Genomic DNA, 16152 nt, shown 5'->3' on the forward strand with positions numbered 1-16152 from the left:
GACGCCGGCGAAGCGCGGCACCGCGGCGGGCGCCGCGCGGCCGCGCGCTCGGGCGATCAGAGCCGTGCTTCGACCCAGCCCTTCACGCCGGCGAGCGCGGCCGGCAGGTTCGCCGGTTCGGTGCCGCCCGCCTGCGCCATGTCGGGACGGCCGCCGCCCTTGCCGCCGACTTGCTGCGCGACGAAGTTCACGAGCTCGCCGGCCTTGACCTTCTTGCTCGCCTCGGCCGTCACGCCGGCGATCAGGCTGACCTTGCCGCCCTCGACCGCCGCGAGCACGATCGCCGCGCTCTTCAGCTTGTCCTTCAGCTTGTCGACCGTCTCGCGCAGCGTCTTCGCGTCGGCGCCGTCGAGCGTCGCCGCGAGCACGTGCACGCCGCCGACTTCGACGGCCTGCTGCGCGAGCTCGTCGCCCTGGCTCGACGCGAGCTTCGACTTCAGCGCCGCGAGCTCCTTCTCGAGCGACTTGACCTGATCCTGCACCTGCGCGATGCGCTGCGTGAGCTCCGCAGGCTGCGCCTTCAGCGCGGCCGCCGCTTCGTTCACGCGCGCGTCGAGTTCCTGCACGTAGCGCACGGCGTTGTCGCCGGTGATCGCCTCGACGCGGCGGATGCCGGCCGCGACGCCGCCTTCCATCACGATCTTGAACAGCCCGATGTCGCCGGTGCGGCTCACGTGCGTGCCGCCGCAGAGCTCGCGCGAGAAGCCGAGGTCGAGCACGCGCACTTCGTCGCCGTACTTCTCGCCGAACAGCGCCATCGCGCCGCCCTTCACCGCTTCGTCGTACGGCATCACGCGCACGATGCCCGGCGCGTTGGCCAGGATCTCGTTGTTGACGATCTGTTCGACGCGACGGATTTCGTCGTCGGTCAGCGGCGCGTTATGCGCGAAGTCGAAACGCGTTTTGTCCGCGTCGACGAGCGAGCCCTTCTGCTGCACGTGCGAGCCGAGCACTTCGCGCAGCGCCTTGTGCATCAGGTGCGTCGCCGAGTGGTTGCGCTGCGTGCGCGCACGGCGCTGCGCGTCGATCTCCGCGCGCAGCACGTCGCCGACCTTCAGCGTGCCCTGCTCGAGCGTGCCGTGGTGGCCGATCACGTCGGCCTGCACCTTCAGCGTGTCGGCGACCGCGAAGCGCGTCGACGCGTTCGCGAGCACGCCCTGGTCGCCGACCTGGCCGCCCGATTCCGCGTAGAACGGCGTGTGATCGAGCACGACGACCGCATCCTGGCCGGCCTTCACTTCGGTGACGGCCGAGCCGTCGACGTACAGCGCGACGACCTTCGCGTCGTCGAACGCGATCTCCTCGTAGCCGTGGAACGTCGTCTTCGCGCCCGTGTATTCGAGGCCCTGCGCGGCCTTGAACTTGCCGGCCGCGCGCGCCTGCTCGCGCTGGCGCGCCATCGCGTCGTCGAACGCCGGCTCGTCGACCGTCACGCCGCGCTCGCGGCAGACGTCGGCCGTCAGATCGAGCGGGAAGCCGTAGGTGTCGTGCAGCTTGAACGCGAGTTCGCCGTCGAGCACCTTGCCGCCCTTCGCCTCGAGATCGGCGAGCGCCGATTCGAGGATCGACATGCCGTGCTCGATCGTTTCGAAGAAGCGCTCCTCTTCCTGACGCAGCACGTCGGTCACGCGCTGCTCGGCTTCCTTCAGCTCCGGATACGCGGCGCCCATTTCGGCGACGAGATCGGCCACCAGCTTGTGGAAGAACGCGCCCTTGCGGCCGAGCTTGTAGCCGTGGCGGATCGCGCGGCGCACGATGCGACGCAGCACGTAGCCGCGGCCTTCGTTGCCCGGAATCACGCCGTCGACGATCAGGAACGCGCAGGCGCGGATGTGATCGGCGATCACCTTCAGCGAGTTGTTGTTCAGATCGCTGACTTCGGTCACGCGCGCGGCGGCCTTGATCAGGTTCTGGAACAGATCGATCTCATAGTTGCTGTGCACGTGCTGCAGCACCGCGGCGAGACGCTCGAGGCCCATGCCGGTATCGACGCACGGCTTCGGCAGGCGCGTCATGTTGCCCTGCGCGTCGCGGTTGAACTGCATGAACACGAGGTTCCAGATTTCGATGTAGCGGTCGCCGTCCTCTTCCGGCGACCCCGGCGGCCCGCCCCACACCTCCGGGCCGTGATCGTAGAAGATCTCCGTACACGGGCCGCACGGACCCGTGTCGCCCATCGTCCAGAAGTTGTCGGACGCGTAGCGCGCGCCCTTGTTGTCGCCGATCCGGATGATGCGCTCGGTCGGCACGCCGACTTCCTTCGCCCAGATGTCGTACGCCTCGTCGTCTTCCTGGTAAACGGTGACCCACAGCTTGTCCTTCGGCAGCATGTAGACCGTGGTCAGCAGCTCCCACGCGAAGCGGATCGCGTCGTGCTTGAAGTAGTCGCCGAACGAGAAGTTGCCGAGCATCTCGAAGAACGTGTGGTGCCGCGCGGTGTAGCCGACGTTCTCGAGGTCGTTGTGTTTGCCGCCCGCACGCACGCTGCGCTGCGCCGTCGTCGCTCGCGTGTACGGACGCCGGTCCGTGCCGAGGAAGACGTCCTTGAACTGGACCATCCCCGAGTTCGTGAACATCAGCGTGGGATCGTTACCGGGCACGAGGCTCGACGAGCGGACGATCGTGTGGCCCTTCGATTCGAAGAATTTGAGAAATTTCTCGCGGATTTCGGCAGCTTTCATGGCGTGCGGGGACAGTCTGCTAAGACGGCTTCAAACGCCGGCGGCCGTTGCGGACGCGCGGCGGCATGGTTCGGAAACGATCGATTATACGGGATTGAATGCGATTCCCGGCAAAGCGGCTCGGCGCTCCGGCCGGCCCCACGGGGCCACCGGCGACGCCGATTCGCCTTAAGATGCTCGGCATGCCAATTCGCCTTGCCGCGCAAGGCCACGCCATGAAAGGAGACGATTCGACGATGGGTGCCCTGAGCCATATCCGCGTGCTGGACCTGACCCGCGTGCTCGCGGGCCCGTGGTGCGCGCAGACGCTCGCCGACTTCGGCGCCGACGTGATCAAGATCGAGCGCCCGGGCGCCGGCGACGACACGCGCCACTGGGGGCCGCCCTACCTGAAGGACGCGCACGGCGCCGACACCGCCGAGGCCGCCTACTATCTCGCGGCGAACCGCAACAAGCGCTCGGTGACGGTCGACATCGCGACCCCCGAAGGCCAGCAGATCGTGCGCGAGCTCGCCGCGCAGAGCGACGTCGTGCTCGAGAACTACAAGGTCGGCCAGTTGAAGAAATACGGGCTCGACTATGCCTCGCTGCGCGCCGTGAAGCCCGATCTCGTCTACTGCTCGGTGACGGGCTTCGGCCAGACCGGCCCGTACGCGCATCGCGCGGGCTACGACTTCATCGTGCAGGGGATCGGCGGCTTCATGAGCATCACGGGCGAGCGCGACGGCGTGCCGGGCGGCGGCCCGCAGAAGGCCGGCGTCGCGATCGCCGATCTCGCGACCGGCCTCTATTCGACGATCGCGGTGCTCGCCGCGCTCGCGCATCGCGACCGCACCGGCGAAGGCCAGTACATCGACATGGCGCTGCTCGACGTGCAGGTCGCGCTGCTCGCGAACATGAACACGAACTTCCTCGCGAGCGGCACGCCGCCCGTGCGCTGGGGCAACGCGCATCCGAACATCGTGCCGTACCAGACGTTCCAGACGAGCGACGGCTGGATCATCGTCGCGGTCGGCAACGACGGGCAGTTCCGCAAGTTCGTCGAAGCCGGCGGGCGGCCGGAACTCGCCGACGACGAACGCTTCGCGACCAATCCCGCGCGCGTGCGCCATCGCGACACGCTGGTGCCGATCCTCGCGGAGATGGTCAAGACGCGCAGCAAGACGGCATGGATCGACGCGCTCGAGGCGGCCGGCGTGCCGTGCGGGCCGATCAACGATCTGGCCGAGGTGTTCGCGAACGAGCAGGTCGTCGCGCGCGGCATGGAAGTCGCGCTGCCGCATCCGTGCGGCGCGGACGTGAAGCTCGTGCGCAATCCGGTGCGGATGAGCGCGACGCCGCCCGATGCGCGCACCGCCCCGCCGCTGCTCGGCGCGCACACCGACGACGTGCTGCGCGACATGCTCGGCTACGACGATGCGCGGATCGCGGCGCTGAAGGCGAAGCAGGCGATCTGAGCGGCGCGGCGCTCGGCCGCCGTGCAGGCCGGGCGCATGCGCCGGCACTGCGTTGGCGCGCCGCCGAAGCGCCATCGGGCCCGGCGGTCGCGCCGGTGCCCGTCAGCCGCGCCGCGTGAGCGCGTCGAGCCAGCCGCGTGCGTCGGGCCAGTCGCCGAGCCCGCTGTCCGCGTTGATGTGGCCGCGCGGGCCGAGTTCGTGGAATGCGCTGCCCCATGCCTGCGCGCAGTTGCGCGCGAACGCGAGCGAGCCGTACGGATCGTCGCTGCTCGCGACCACGCGCGTCGGGAACGGCAGCCGTTCGAGCGGCACGGGCCCGAAGCCGTGCGCGTCGGCCGGAAACGCCGGCCCGGACGGATCGGGCAGCGCGACGAGCAGCGCGCCGCGCACCTTCGCGAGCGTGTCGGGCCGCGCATAGCGCGTCGCCCACCAGGCGGCGGTCAGCGTGCCGAGGCTGTGCGCGGCGAGCAGCACGGGGCCCGGCGCCGCGCGTACCGCGCGATCGAGCGCGAGACACCAGCCGTTGCGGAAGGCGCGTTCCCAGTCGGGCATCGCGACGCGCACGAAGCGCGCGTCCGCGCGCGCCCAGCGGCTCTGCCAATGGAGCGGGCCCGAGTCACCGTAGCCCGGCAGGACGAAAACGAGGGGATCGTTCATCGAAGGATCGTCGGCAAATGAAAGTGTTATAGGAGCCGACGAAGTGTCGCACATCCGTTCCTCCCTGATGCTGCCTGTCGAGCGAATGCCGGAACGATGTGTGCGAAAAGAGACGGGACGGCGCCCGGCCCCGCGCGGGGCGGACGCCGCGCCGCTTAGCGGACGTTCGCGCCGACGATGCCGCCGGCCGCCGCGCCCGCGACCGTGCCGAGCGGGCCGCCCGTGATCAGGTAGCCGAGCGCGCCGCCTGCGGCCGCGCCGATGCCGGCGTTGCGCTGCGTGTGCGTCATCGCGCAGGCGCCGAGTTGCGACAGGACCGCGACGATCACCGCGGTACGAACGACAAAAGTGGTCTTCTTCATCATGGTTCTTGGTGTCCTCCCGTCGCGCGCGCTGCGCACGGCGGCATTTGAATCGGTGCTGCCATCATAGGAAAAGCCGAACGGGCCGGGCAATCCGATTTACGTCGTGTTACAGCCGACACAAAGTCGAGACATTGCCTGCACGCGACATCGGCAGCGGCGCGCCGGGCCGCAGGCCGCGCGGGACCGACCCCGGTCAGGTAGAATTGCAGGATTAAACCGGCGCGACGCGCCGCCCCAACCTGACGCCACCCGCATGAGCACCGAACGCAACGACGCCCCCGCGGCTTCCAACTTCATTCGCAACATCATCGACGACGACAACCGCACCGGCAAATGGGGCGGCCGCGTCGAGACGCGCTTCCCGCCCGAGCCGAACGGCTATCTCCATATCGGTCATGCGAAGAGCATCTGTCTGAATTTCAGCATCGCGCGCGACTACGGCGGCGTGTGCCACCTGCGTTTCGACGACACGAACCCGGAAAAGGAAAGCATCGAATACGTCGACTCGATCGTCGATGCGGTGCGCTGGCTCGGCTTCGACTGGCGCAAGGACGCGGTCGATCATCAGTATTTCGCGAGCGACTACTACGACAAGCTGTACGAGTTCGCCGAGCTGCTGATCAAGCGCGGCAAGGCCTACGTCGACAGCCAGAGCGCCGACGAGATGCGCGCGAACCGCGGCTCGCTGACCGAGCCCGGCAAGGCGTCGCCGTTCCGCGACCGCACGCCCGACGAGAACCTCGACCTGTTCCGCCGCATGAAGGCCGGCGAGTTCAAGGAAGGCGAGCACGTGCTGCGCGCGAAGATCGACATGGCGTCGCCGAACATGAACATGCGCGACCCGGTGATCTACCGGATCCGCTACGCGCACCACTACCGCACCGGCGACGCATGGTGCGTGTATCCGATGTACGACTACACGCACTGCATCTCCGATGCGCTCGAAGGCATCACGCATTCGCTCTGCACGCTCGAGTTCGAGGATCACCGCCCGCTGTACGACTGGGTGCTGAGCGAGCTCGCGGATGCCGGCATCTTCACGCGCCCGCTGCCGCAGCAGATCGAATTCTCGCGGCTGAACCTCACCTATGCGATCACGAGCAAGCGCAAGCTGCTGCAGCTCGTCACCGAAGGCCATGTCGACGGCTGGGACGATCCGCGCATGCCGACGATCGTCGGCATCCGCCGTCGCGGCTTCACGCCCGAGAGCATTCATCTGTTCTGCGAGCGGATCGGCGTGACGAAGGTCGACTCGTGGATCGACATGAGCGTGTTCGAAGGCGCGCTGCGCGACGATCTCGACGACAAGGCGCCGCGCACGGTCGCGGTGCTCGACCCGCTGAAGCTGATCATCGACAACTATCCGGAAGGCCAGGAAGAAGCCTGCACGGCGCCCGTGCATCCGCATCATCCGGATCGCGGCGTGCGCACGTTCCCGATCTCGCGCGAGCTGTGGATCGAGCGCGAGGACTTCGTCGAGCAGCCGCCGAAGGGCTATTTCCGCCTGTTCCCCGGCAACAAGGTGCGGCTGCGCTACGGCTACGTCGTCGAGTGCACGGGCTTCGACAAGGATGCCGACGGCAACGTGACGGCCGTGCACTGCAACTACTTCCCGGACAGCAAGTCGGGCACCGACGGCGCGAACAACTACAAGGTCAAGGGCAACATCCACTGGGTCAGCGCGAAGCATGCGCAGCCGGCCGAAGTGCGGATCTACGACCGCCTGTTCAAGGAGCCGCATCCGGATGCCGGCGGCGCGAACTTCCTCGATGCGCTGAATCCCGATTCGAAGAAGATCGTGCATGCGTTCGTCGAGCCGGGCGCCGGCGACGTCGCACCGGAAACGCGTCTGCAGTTCGAACGGCACGGCTACTTCGTCGCCGATCGCGTCGATTCGAAGCCGGGCAAGCCGGTGTTCAACCGCATCGTCGGGCTGCGCGACAGCTGGGGCAAGCCGGCCTGACGGGCTCCCCGCGCATCAAATAAAAAACCGGCTCGCGCCGGTTTTTTATTGCCCTGCGGTTTTGCGACGGCAAGCCGCGCGCCCGCTCATGCGTCCGACAGCCGCCGATGGAGTTCCGCGAGCGGCAGCGTCGTATGGAACAGCCGCGCGAGGCTACGGCTCGCATAGGCGTCGACGTCGGCGGGATCGGTCCACCGATACGCATCCATCTCGGGAATCGGCGAGCCGTCGCGGCGGCTCGGAAACAGCGACGTGCAGGTGCAGCGCGCGAGGTCGATCTCGTCGGGCGCGACGCGCACCGCGAACAGGTGCAGATCCTTGTCGTGCCGATAGGCGAAGCGGCCGAGATCGACGAGCCGCCCGGGCTCGATCTCGATCCCGGTTTCCTCGCGCAGTTCGCGCAGCGCCGCATCGCGCGGCGACTCGCCCGGCTCGCCCTGCCCCTTCGGGATGTCCCAGTGCGTCGTGTCCGTCGCATGCGCGAGGAACACGCGGCCGGCCGCATCGAGGATCACGACGCCGCACGACACCGTGCGCGGCGCGCCGCTGCGCCTCATCGCCTGCGTGCTCAGCGCTTCCGCAACTGCCACTTGCCCGCGCCCGTCTGGCAGTAGACGGGCTTGAGCGTCATCGTCTGTCCCTTCGCCGCGATCTCGGTCGTCACTTCGCGGCAATGCTTGCCGTCCTTGTCGAGCGTCGCCGGCGTCAGCTTCGCTTCGATCTGCGTGCGGCCGCCGCTGTTCTGCCACGTCGTCGTCTCGCCGTCCTTGCCGGCATCGCGCGCATGCACGACGGCTTTCGTCAGCGAGGCGGCGTCGGCCTTGCTGAAATACGTGATCGGCGTGTCGTTCAGGAAGCCCAGGTTGCTTTGCGCATGGGCGGACAGCATGGCGGTCGCACACGCGGCGCCGGCCAGCGCACGCGCGATGAAAAGGGATGCACGCATCGACATATTGTTCTCCTTGGATGTTCGAGCGACGCGCGCGGCGCGGCCGGCGACCCGGCGGCCGGCGAACCGGCGGCCGGAGACCCGGCATGCGCCGCGCGCGTCAGCGACCGAGGATAGCATGCGTGCGTGTGCGTGCCCGTCTAGCGGCGGGCCTGAGTCGCCGCGGGTTGATATCCGTCGGTCAACGTGTTCAGAAACGCGATCACGTCCTTGATCTCGGCCTCGTCGAGCGCGGGCCGGTCGCCCGGCTTGCGGTCGAACGGCGGCTCGCGGTTGATGTTCGTCCAGTAGCGCTTCGGCAGATCGTCGTAGCGCTGCACGCGGCCGTGCACGACCGGATAGAACTTCTCGGGATGGATGTCGCGCTCCGCATAGAAATGCATCACGTCCTCGAGCGAGTGATACACGCCGTTGTGGAAGAACGTCTTGCGCAGCGCGACGTTGCGCAGCGACGGCGTGCGGAACAGCCCGCAGAATTCGTCGCGGCCCTTCAGGTCGGTCCGCTCGGGCCCGCATGCGCCGAGATCGTAGAAGCGCGGATCGCGATTGACCGGCAGCGCGCGGTTGCGCGGCACCGCGATCGCGATCAGGCCGAAATCGCTGAACTGCGGCGGCGTGCCGTCCAGCGCGCGCTGACTCACGTGACAGCTCGCGCAGTTGCCCTTCTTCTCATCGTTGAAGAGCTGCAGTCCGTGCAGCTCGGCGGGTGTGAGCTGCGCGCGGCCCGCGAGGTACGCGTCGTACTTGCTCGTGTACGGCGCGAACAGCGACGGCGTCTGCTCGAACGTGCCGAGTGCGCGCAGCACGGCGTCGAACGTCGCGCGATCGTCGTCGAGCACGTTCGCGCCGAACACGGCGCGAAACGCGTCCGCGTATGGTGCCGCGCGCACCGCGCGCGCGACCTTCGCGGGCGAACTGTTCATCTCGAACGGCGATGTGAGCGGAATGCGCGCCTGCGCGGCGCCCGTGTCGACGCGGCCGTCCCACGTGAGGCCGCCGGTCGGGCCGGCATCGACGCTCTCGTCGCCTTCGTCGTCCGAATCGTGGAAGTGCTCGGCGAACGGCGGCACGCCCTGCAGATACTTCAGCGACGGCACCGCGCGAAACCCGGCACGCCGCATGTCGTCGCCGCCGAGCTGCACCGACAGCGCGTTCGGCGGCCCGAACGCATGCTCGGGGCTGTGGCACGACGCGCACGCGAGCTTGCCGGAACCTGACAGCGTAGGGTCGAAGAAAAGTTGCTTGCCGAGCGCGGTCATCCGGCGCACGCCTTCGTAAACTTGCGCGCGCGTCTGCGGACGGTTCGTCGCGACGAGCGGCGCGCCGTCGCCGGCGGCGGCCGACGCCGGTGCGGCCGCACGCTGCGCGGCGCCCGATGCGCCGGCGGGCTGGGCAAGCGCGGCACCCGCGCCGGGCTGCGCGTCGCAGCCCGCAACGGCGGCGAGCGCGGCGGCCAGCGCAAGCGCGCGGCCCGCGCGCCGCCACGGGCGCACGAGCGCGCCGGTTCTCGGTAGGCGAAGCTTCATCGATGGATCGCAATGTCGGTTCAGGAGCGGCCGGAGTTTATGTCAGCCGCATGACCGTTCCATGACGAAGCATCGACAGCCATTCGAAAGGACGCCTACACCAGCCTGTCAAATCGCGCCCTCAGAATGCGGGCTGCCGGACATGCCGCGCCCGCCTGCCGGGTCGCCCGGCAATCGACGCCGGTCCCCACGCGACAAGAGAGATGAGAGTACAACGGATGAACCACCACGCCTGGATTCGCTTTACGCCGATCGCCGTTGCCGCGGCGCTCGCCCTCACCGCCTGCGGCGGCGACGACGTGCAGCAGCAGGGCCTGTCGGCCGTGAAGAACGTCGTCGTCATTTACGCGGAGAACCGCAGCTTCGACAACCTGTACGGCAACTTCCCCGGCGCCAACGGGCTGCAGAACGTGACGGCCGCCAGCGCGCAGCAGAAGGACCGCAACGGTCAGCCGCTCGCGACGCTGCCGAAGATCTGGGGCGGCCTGACCGCCAAGGGCGTCACGCCGGCCGTGACCGAAGCGATGACCGAGAACCTGCCGAACGCGCCGTTCGCGATCGACGATCCGAACGGCTTCAACACGTCGATGAGCGTGACGACGCGTGACCTGTATCACCGCTTCTACGAGAACCAGATGCAGATCAACGGCGGCAAGAACGACATGTTCGCCGCGTGGGCCGATTCGGGCGGCCTCGTGATGGGCCACTACACGGCCGACGCATCGAAGCTGCCGCTCTGGAAGATCGCGCAGCAGTACACGCTCGCGGACAACTTCTTCATGGGCGCATTCGGCGGCTCGTTCCTGAACCACCAATACCTGATCTGCGCGTGCGCGCCGTACTACGCGAACGCGGACAAGAGCCCGGCAGCCGGCTCGATCTCCGCCGTCAACGCGGACGGCAAGTCGCTGCAGCTCGCGAGCAACTCGCCGGCGTCCGCGCTCGCCGGCGCACCGAAGTTCGTGAACTCGGGCAACCTGACGCCCGACTTCTACGCGGTCAACACGATGCAGCCGCCCTATCAGCCGAGCGGCAACAAGGCGGCCGCAGGCGGCGATCCGAACCTCGCCGATCCGTCGGCCGCGACGACGCTGCCGCCGCAGACGCAGCAGAACATCGGCGATCTGCTGACCAACGCGGGCGTGTCGTGGGCCTGGTACGGCGGTGCCTGGGGCCAGGCGCTGCAGGCCGCCCAAAGCGGAACCGCGAACGTGATCTACGGCCCGAACATGACGGCGCCGAACTTCCAGCCGCACCACCAGCCGTTCAACTACTACGCGAACCAGGCGCCCGGCACCGCGAATCGCGCGCAGCACCTGCTCGACGGCGGCACCGACGGCAGCGCGTTCATCCAGGCGATCGACGCCGGCACGCTGCCGCAGGTCGCGTTCTACAAGCCGCAGGGCAACCTGAACGAGCACGCGGGCTACACCGACGTCGCGAGCGGCGACCAGCACATCGCGAACGTGATCGCGCATCTGCAGGCGAGCCCGCAGTGGAAGAACATGGTCGTCGTCGTCACCTACGACGAGAACGGCGGCTTCTGGGATCACGTCGCGCCGCCGAAGGGCGACCGCTGGGGCCCCGGCACGCGGATTCCGGCGATCATCGTGTCGCCGTACGCGAAGAAGGGTTTCGTCGATCACACGCAGTACGACACCGCGTCGATCCTGCGCTTCATCACGCGCCGCTTCTCGCTGCCGCGCCTGCCGGGCCTGCAGCAGCGCGACGATGCGCTGAAGGCGAACGGCGCACCGGCAATGGGCGATCTGACGAACGCGCTCGAGTTGTCGCCGAACCTGTAAGCGCCGCATCGTCGCGCACCGGGCGGCCGCACGGCCGGCCCGGCGTCGCGGCGAGATCGGCGAGCGCGTAGCGTGCCGGCGCGATGCCGCTGTATCGCACGCCGCGCCGTCTGCCGCTCACGCCGGCCGGCGAATCGCCGTGCGATCGCGCGAGCGGCTTGCTCGCCGACGCCGAACCGGTCGAGCGCGAAGGCGCCGCGCCGTGTCGAACGCGCGGCCGCCTTCGCGCGTCGCGCAGCGCGCGAACCTCGATCGCAGACCGCCGTCCGGATGGCAGACACGATCACTGCGCGGTGCTCGCTCGCCGCGGCGCTTCGCTCTTTTTTTTTTGGTAATTCCTACCCAGACCGGACCGGAGTTATGCTGGTCCGACGATGAAACGCTGTCCTGAATGCGCGACGAGCAGGCCCTATGAATTGTCCGATGGACGGTACAAGTGCCGTAGCTGTGGCAAGAAATTCAGTTGGACGTCGGTCTGGGATTCGGTGCGCCTGAGCAGTCGGCAGAAGACGCGCTTGCTGGAGTTGTTCGTGCTGGGCGTGCCGGTTTATCGGCAGCGGTTTGATACCTCGATCAGCGCCAAATCACGCGAGCGCTTCTATCGTTTGATTCGTGCATGCATGGCTCAGCAAGAGCAACTGCGCGAGCCGTTTGGCGGGGCGCTGGAATGCGACGAAACCACGTTTGGCGGGGCTCGCCACGGCAAACGTGGTTGGGGTGCAGCGGGTAAAGTCGTCGTCTTCGGCATCGTCAAACGCAATGGCGAAGTCAAAGCCGCCCCGATCGCAACGCATGACCAGGTAGCGATCATGGAGCAGATCCAGGCACATACGCGAGAAGGCTCGCTGTACTACACCGATGCATGGCAGGCGTACGCCACCCTTAGGCTACGCGGCGACCATGTGATCGTGCGCAAAGAGAAAGGCAAACCGGTCGGGCGCGATCACATCAACGGTATCGAAGGCTTCTGGAGCTACGCCAAGAATTGGCTCTATCCGTACCGCGGCGTGCCCCAAAAATTCTTTCATCTTTACCTGGCTGAAGTTTGCTACCGTTTCAACCATCGGGACGACGACCTCAGACCCTTGCTGTGCAAGCTTCTGAAGGCAACTCCCACCCTTGAAATCAAATCCATTTTGGTCCGGTCTGGGTAGGAATTACCAATTTTTTTGCGGATGGCCGCTCGCAGTTTCTCTCGCCGCGGCAAGCGCCCCGATGTGTGACAGCATCGCGCGCCGATTGAACGGCCGGGTGCGACCGATCGCTATCGCGTGAAAAGCCTGCGGATGCGGACGCGCATTGCGCCGGCCGCGCTACTGACAGACCTTGACCGTACCGTTCGACGTGCACTGGCTCACGGACCAGTGGCTCTGTCCGGCGAGGCGCGGTGCCGAGCCGATGCCGCGAATCCGGGTTGCGGGCGCCGAAGCCGGCACCGCCGTTGACGCGGTTTCCGGCGACGGCGTCATGGCAGGCGGCTCCGACGCGCTTTGGCACGCGGCAAGCAGCGCACACGACGCGGCGACGAGCGAGGCAATGAAGTGTCGGGACATGATTTCCTGAGGTTTGCCGGATCCGGTTGGCGTCGACCGGCAGAACGTCGGTCAGTCGCGCGTGCGACGGCCCGGCGCGGGCCGGCCCTCAGCCGATACTGCGCGCACCGGCGGCGATGCGCAAGTGCGCGCGGTGCGCGCCGCTCAGATTTGCGGCAGATCGCGCAACGTACGCGCTTCGCTCGTCGCGTCGACGTCGAGCTCGATGCCTTCCGACGCGTCGCGATAGCGCACGCGCTTCAGCCGCGGGCCGATCACGGCGTCGCCTGCATCGGCGAAGATTGCATGAACGTCGTCGCCGGCAGCGATCGCGCGCGCGACGTCGGCGACCGGCGCCTCGGCCGGCGCCGCCGCCCACGAGCGGTCGGCCGCATTCACGGCCGCCCAGCGCACGTGCGTGACGCGTGCACTGAGCGGATCGATTCGAACACCATTGACCGCGAACATCGACATCGGAATCTCCTTCGCTGGTGGAGGCGACACGCGCGGCGGGCGCCGCCCGGGTTCGCACCGGCCTGCGCGGCCGACGCGGCTTTCGATGATACATTCGAACGCTTTGCAACCGTCAACACGACCCCTGACCGGAGAGATCCATGACCGATACCTGGGGAACCTTCCCTGCCCGGATGGGCGATCACCAAGCGTTCATCGGCTTCAACGAGAGTTATGCCGAGATTGCCGAAGACGATCCGCGCACGGCGCTGCTCAGCGTGCGCGTCGACATCGCGCGGCCGACGCCTGACGGGCTGCCGGCCGCCGACGAACTTGCCGTGCTCGCGAAAGGCGGCGTGATGATCGGCCACATCACCGTCGACGGCCATCGCGACCTGCTGTTCTACGTGCCGTTCGACGAGGAGACGGCGGCAGCCGTCGTCGACGATGCGGCCGAGCGCACGACGTACGCGCTTCAGTATGCGTATCAGGACGATCCGGACAAGGAAACGTACTGGGGAACGCTCTACCCGACCGACGACGATCGCCGGATCATGCTCGACATGCAGGTGCTCGATGCGCTGCGGCGCAACGGCGACGCGAGCGACGTGCGCCGGCGCGTGCTGCACTGGGCGAGCTTCCGCGAACCGGACGATGCGCACCACTTCGCCGACTGGGCCGAAGCGAAAGGCTACGAGATCGACTCGGTCGCGCCCGACGAAGACGGCAACAGCGTCGTGCGATTCATGCACGACGGCACGATGGCGCTCGCCGACATCACGGGACATACGGTTGCGATCGATCGCGAGGTGCGTTCGCTGGGCGGCCGGTACGGCGGCTGGGAGACGAATGTCGAGGACGCGCGCTGACGCGACTGCCGCGCGGGCCGCGCCGCGGTGGCGGCGCAAAAAGTATCCCGGCAGCGCAATCGTACGCTGCCGGGACCAAGACATCGCCGGCCGCAACCGGCGATGGGCCTGAGCGAGGCTCAGGCACGAGGAAAGCAATTCATGCGGACGGCGCGACGCGAGACCGCGCGACGACGCAGCAGCCGGGCTGACGCAGTCCGGTTTGCCGGCGCGGGCTTCGGGCGCCGGATGGGTAAAAAGCCCCGCTCCTACGCGAGCGAGCGGGGAAAAGGTTGACCGGGCCGGGGTAGAACGGTCAACCACGCGGATTGTCGGGCGCGGGGCGCCCGGCGGTCTGTGCGGCAAATGACGCATTGCTGATGCCAATGCAGCAATCGCGCGCACTGTGTGCAGGTTGTGCAGTCGGCGAGCGCGGCGCATATGTTTGCGCGATGCGCCGTCGCATGATCTCGCGGCGTTGTGCAGTCCGGTTGCTTGCGGCGGCCCAATCGAAAAGCGATATTCGCGGGTGTCTTTAAATCGACTGCTGGTTTGAATGTCGAAGTTGCGCATCGGCGCGGGCATTCGTCCGTATGTGTGTGCGCCATTGCATTGCGCGGATCGATTCGTCGTTCGAACCTCGCCGTTTTTTTGTCGCTGCGTTATCCCGATCGCTTTGCGATCGTGCGGCACTGCTACACTCGCCATCAGACCGATCGAGACCGCACGCGCCATTCACCAAAACGATGCCACTGACTCGTACCACTTATCGCGGCGAAGACGTCTGGATCGTTCCGCTTCCCGGACACGCGCCCTATGCGTCCACGCACCTGAAGCGCGTGTTCGCATCCGACGATTCGCGGCATCGCGTCGTGATCGTCGATCCGGCCAGGCTGCTTGCGTGCGCCGACCGCGACACCACGGATTACGTGCTGCCCGCGGTCGAGTATTGGCCGCCCGGCAAAGCGGCCGGTATTCGCGAATTCCTCGATCCGGTCAGTCCACGCATTCCCGATATGCCGTTCGTCACGTTTCGCGAGACGAGAACGCGGACGCTGTTCGGCCTTCCCGGTCTGGCGAAAGTCGGTGTCGTGTCGTTCCGCAATGGGCAGCATCGCGCGCGTTATCTCGCACATGCAGGCGCGACCGCCCTGCCCGTCGAAGTGCACGAGACGGAGGCCGATTTGCTGATGCGTTATTGCGGCGTGCAGTGACGTCGGGAAAGGCTGGCGCGATTCGAGAGCGGCATTCGAAAACGCGAAAAAAAAATCCCGACGACATCCGGGATATCGTCGGGATCGAACGGCCCTTGAAAAAACAGGCGCGAGGAAAGTGCGGCCATCTTACATGGATGAAAGCATGTGAGTCAGCCGTGAAATTCGCCTAATCGCGGTTCAATTCCGCCAATGTTGATTGATGTCAAAGGATCGGGGGACGGCGGGTGGGATTTGGCGAAGGCCGATATGGGGTGGTGGCGGTATGCGTAGCAGCCGGCGTTGGGTAGTGGGATCGCGGCGCCTGAATGTACCGGTCTGCATACCATGCGCTCGGTGCGTGATGATGGGAGTGATTTTTGAGAGCCGCATAAGACGAATCACAGCTCGCGGAGCGCGCGTGGGCCCTTTCGATCAAAGTCGCAGCGGCAGTTCAGATTCTCGGCAGTGACAGTGTATCGGCGTTCGGATCATTCGGTCGGCGCAAAACCGACCTGGGCGAGATTCCCAATTTGGGAACGCCAAAAACAAAAACGGCACTGAGAAATCTCAGTGCCGTTTCTAACAACTTGATACTGCTCGGAATTCTTTGGGGTGGCTGATGGGACTCGAACCCACGACAACAGGAATCACAATCCTGGACTCTACCAACTGAGCTACAGCCACCACTGATACTGCTTTGCTCTTCGCTGCGTCGTTTGC

14 protein-coding genes and 1 tRNA gene are annotated in these 16152 nt (G+C 66.9%); 7 read left to right on the plus strand and 8 right to left on the minus strand.

Translation table 11 applies throughout. From position 1 onward, the window contains the following. Positions 1–56 precede the first annotated feature (56 nt). Positions 57–2681 (minus strand): alanine--tRNA ligase, encoded by a 2625-nt coding sequence (gene alaS, locus ACSHSS_RS13705; protein ID WP_006417031.1) that lies wholly within the window; start codon positions 2679–2681, stop codon positions 57–59. Positions 2682–2917: 236 nt separating this feature from the next. Here alaS and ACSHSS_RS13710 point away from each other — a divergent pair, with 236 nt between their 5' ends. Next, positions 2918–4138 (plus strand): CaiB/BaiF CoA transferase family protein, encoded by a 1221-nt coding sequence (locus ACSHSS_RS13710; RefSeq protein ID WP_006417033.1) that lies wholly within the window; start codon positions 2918–2920, stop codon positions 4136–4138. Between the two features lie 102 nt (positions 4139–4240). On the opposite strand, the gene ACSHSS_RS13715 is transcribed toward ACSHSS_RS13710, so the two are convergent. Together ACSHSS_RS13715 and ACSHSS_RS13720 are read right to left on the minus strand one after the other, a co-directional pair. Continuing rightward, positions 4241–4795 (minus strand): RBBP9/YdeN family alpha/beta hydrolase, encoded by a 555-nt coding sequence (locus ACSHSS_RS13715; protein ID WP_217262614.1) that lies wholly within the window; start codon positions 4793–4795, stop codon positions 4241–4243. A 155-nt stretch (positions 4796–4950) separates the two neighbouring features. Beyond that, positions 4951–5160 (minus strand): glycine zipper 2TM domain-containing protein, encoded by a 210-nt coding sequence (locus tag ACSHSS_RS13720; protein WP_012213594.1) that lies wholly within the window; start codon positions 5158–5160, stop codon positions 4951–4953. A gap of 253 nt (positions 5161–5413) precedes the next feature. Between ACSHSS_RS13720 and ACSHSS_RS13725 the strand changes: the two genes are divergently transcribed. Further along, positions 5414–7123, plus strand: coding sequence for a glutamine--tRNA ligase/YqeY domain fusion protein (locus tag ACSHSS_RS13725; RefSeq protein WP_445545092.1), 1710 nt, complete (start codon positions 5414–5416; stop codon positions 7121–7123). An 86-nt stretch (positions 7124–7209) separates the two neighbouring features. Here the strand turns inward: ACSHSS_RS13725 and ACSHSS_RS13730 are convergent, their stop codons facing one another. The 3 genes from ACSHSS_RS13730 to ACSHSS_RS13740 all read right to left on the minus strand — a co-directional run bounded on the left by ACSHSS_RS13730 (position 7210) and on the right by ACSHSS_RS13740 (position 9598). Beyond that, the gene (locus tag ACSHSS_RS13730) at positions 7210–7680 is read right to left on the minus strand and encodes an NUDIX hydrolase (protein WP_445545107.1); all 471 of its coding nucleotides are present in this window, start codon (positions 7678–7680) and stop codon (positions 7210–7212) included. 11 nt (positions 7681–7691) lie between these two features. Beyond that, positions 7692–8075, minus strand: a complete 384-nt coding sequence (locus ACSHSS_RS13735; protein ID WP_445545093.1) for a hypothetical protein — start codon at positions 8073–8075, stop codon at positions 7692–7694. A gap of 137 nt (positions 8076–8212) precedes the next feature. Continuing rightward, a complete protein-coding gene (locus tag ACSHSS_RS13740) occupies positions 8213–9598 on the minus strand; it encodes a cytochrome-c peroxidase (RefSeq protein WP_105778656.1) in 1386 nt (461 codons plus the stop codon). Positions 9599–9816: 218 nt separating this feature from the next. On the opposite strand from ACSHSS_RS13740, the gene ACSHSS_RS13745 reads away from it, so the two are divergent. The 3 genes from ACSHSS_RS13745 (at position 9817) to ACSHSS_RS13755 (ending at position 12966) form a co-directional block, all read left to right on the plus strand. Next, the gene (locus ACSHSS_RS13745) at positions 9817–11403 is read left to right on the plus strand and encodes an acid phosphatase (RefSeq protein ID WP_006409099.1); all 1587 of its coding nucleotides are present in this window, start codon (positions 9817–9819) and stop codon (positions 11401–11403) included. A gap of 515 nt (positions 11404–11918) precedes the next feature. Next, complete coding sequence (locus ACSHSS_RS13750) at positions 11919–12557, plus strand: IS1595 family transposase (RefSeq protein ID WP_445544534.1); 639 nt, start codon at positions 11919–11921, stop codon at positions 12555–12557. Between the two features lie 172 nt (positions 12558–12729). Continuing rightward, positions 12730–12966: a hypothetical protein gene (locus ACSHSS_RS13755; RefSeq protein ID WP_445545094.1), complete on the plus strand. Its 237-nt coding sequence runs from the start codon at positions 12730–12732 to the stop codon at positions 12964–12966. Positions 12967–13100: 134 nt separating this feature from the next. On the opposite strand, the gene ACSHSS_RS13760 is transcribed toward ACSHSS_RS13755, so the two are convergent. Beyond that, entirely contained in the window at positions 13101–13409 is a 309-nt protein-coding gene (locus ACSHSS_RS13760) for a hypothetical protein (protein WP_006400171.1), read from the minus strand. A 140-nt stretch (positions 13410–13549) separates the two neighbouring features. Between ACSHSS_RS13760 and ACSHSS_RS13765 the strand changes: the two genes are divergently transcribed. Together ACSHSS_RS13765 and ACSHSS_RS13770 are read left to right on the plus strand one after the other, a co-directional pair. Next, the gene (locus tag ACSHSS_RS13765) at positions 13550–14257 is read left to right on the plus strand and encodes a DUF695 domain-containing protein (protein ID WP_445545095.1); all 708 of its coding nucleotides are present in this window, start codon (positions 13550–13552) and stop codon (positions 14255–14257) included. A 725-nt stretch (positions 14258–14982) separates the two neighbouring features. Continuing rightward, positions 14983–15450 (plus strand): plasmid fertility inhibition factor family protein, encoded by a 468-nt coding sequence (locus tag ACSHSS_RS13770; protein WP_012213403.1) that lies wholly within the window; start codon positions 14983–14985, stop codon positions 15448–15450. Positions 15451–16040: 590 nt separating this feature from the next. Here ACSHSS_RS13770 and ACSHSS_RS13775 read toward each other — a convergent pair. After that, positions 16041–16116 (minus strand) — tRNA-His (locus ACSHSS_RS13775). Positions 16117–16152 lie beyond the last annotated feature (36 nt).

This window comes from Burkholderia sp. BC1 (assembly GCF_052683555.1).

What these genes read in the sequence shown, in the direction of transcription:
- ACSHSS_RS13715 (WP_217262614.1), bottom strand. Translation starts at nt 4,795, where the DNA reads ATGAACGATCCCCTCGTTTTCGTCCTGCCGGGCTACGGTGACTCGGGC.
- ACSHSS_RS13735 (WP_445545093.1), bottom strand. Translation starts at nt 8,075, where the DNA reads ATGTCGATGCGTGCATCCCTTTTCATCGCGCGTGCGCTGGCCGGCGCC.
- ACSHSS_RS13765 (WP_445545095.1), top strand. Translation starts at nt 13,550, where the DNA reads ATGACCGATACCTGGGGAACCTTCCCTGCCCGGATGGGCGATCACCAA.
- ACSHSS_RS13745 (WP_006409099.1), top strand. Translation starts at nt 9,817, where the DNA reads ATGAACCACCACGCCTGGATTCGCTTTACGCCGATCGCCGTTGCCGCG.
- ACSHSS_RS13730 (WP_445545107.1), bottom strand. Translation starts at nt 7,680, where the DNA reads ATGAGGCGCAGCGGCGCGCCGCGCACGGTGTCGTGCGGCGTCGTGATC.
- ACSHSS_RS13770 (WP_012213403.1), top strand. Translation starts at nt 14,983, where the DNA reads ATGCCACTGACTCGTACCACTTATCGCGGCGAAGACGTCTGGATCGTT.
- ACSHSS_RS13760 (WP_006400171.1), bottom strand. Translation starts at nt 13,409, where the DNA reads ATGTCGATGTTCGCGGTCAATGGTGTTCGAATCGATCCGCTCAGTGCA.
- ACSHSS_RS13710 (WP_006417033.1), top strand. Translation starts at nt 2,918, where the DNA reads ATGGGTGCCCTGAGCCATATCCGCGTGCTGGACCTGACCCGCGTGCTC.
- ACSHSS_RS13725 (WP_445545092.1), top strand. Translation starts at nt 5,414, where the DNA reads ATGAGCACCGAACGCAACGACGCCCCCGCGGCTTCCAACTTCATTCGC.
- alaS (WP_006417031.1), bottom strand. Translation starts at nt 2,681, where the DNA reads ATGAAAGCTGCCGAAATCCGCGAGAAATTTCTCAAATTCTTCGAATCG.
- ACSHSS_RS13740 (WP_105778656.1), bottom strand. Translation starts at nt 9,598, where the DNA reads ATGAAGCTTCGCCTACCGAGAACCGGCGCGCTCGTGCGCCCGTGGCGG.
- ACSHSS_RS13720 (WP_012213594.1), bottom strand. Translation starts at nt 5,160, where the DNA reads ATGATGAAGAAGACCACTTTTGTCGTTCGTACCGCGGTGATCGTCGCG.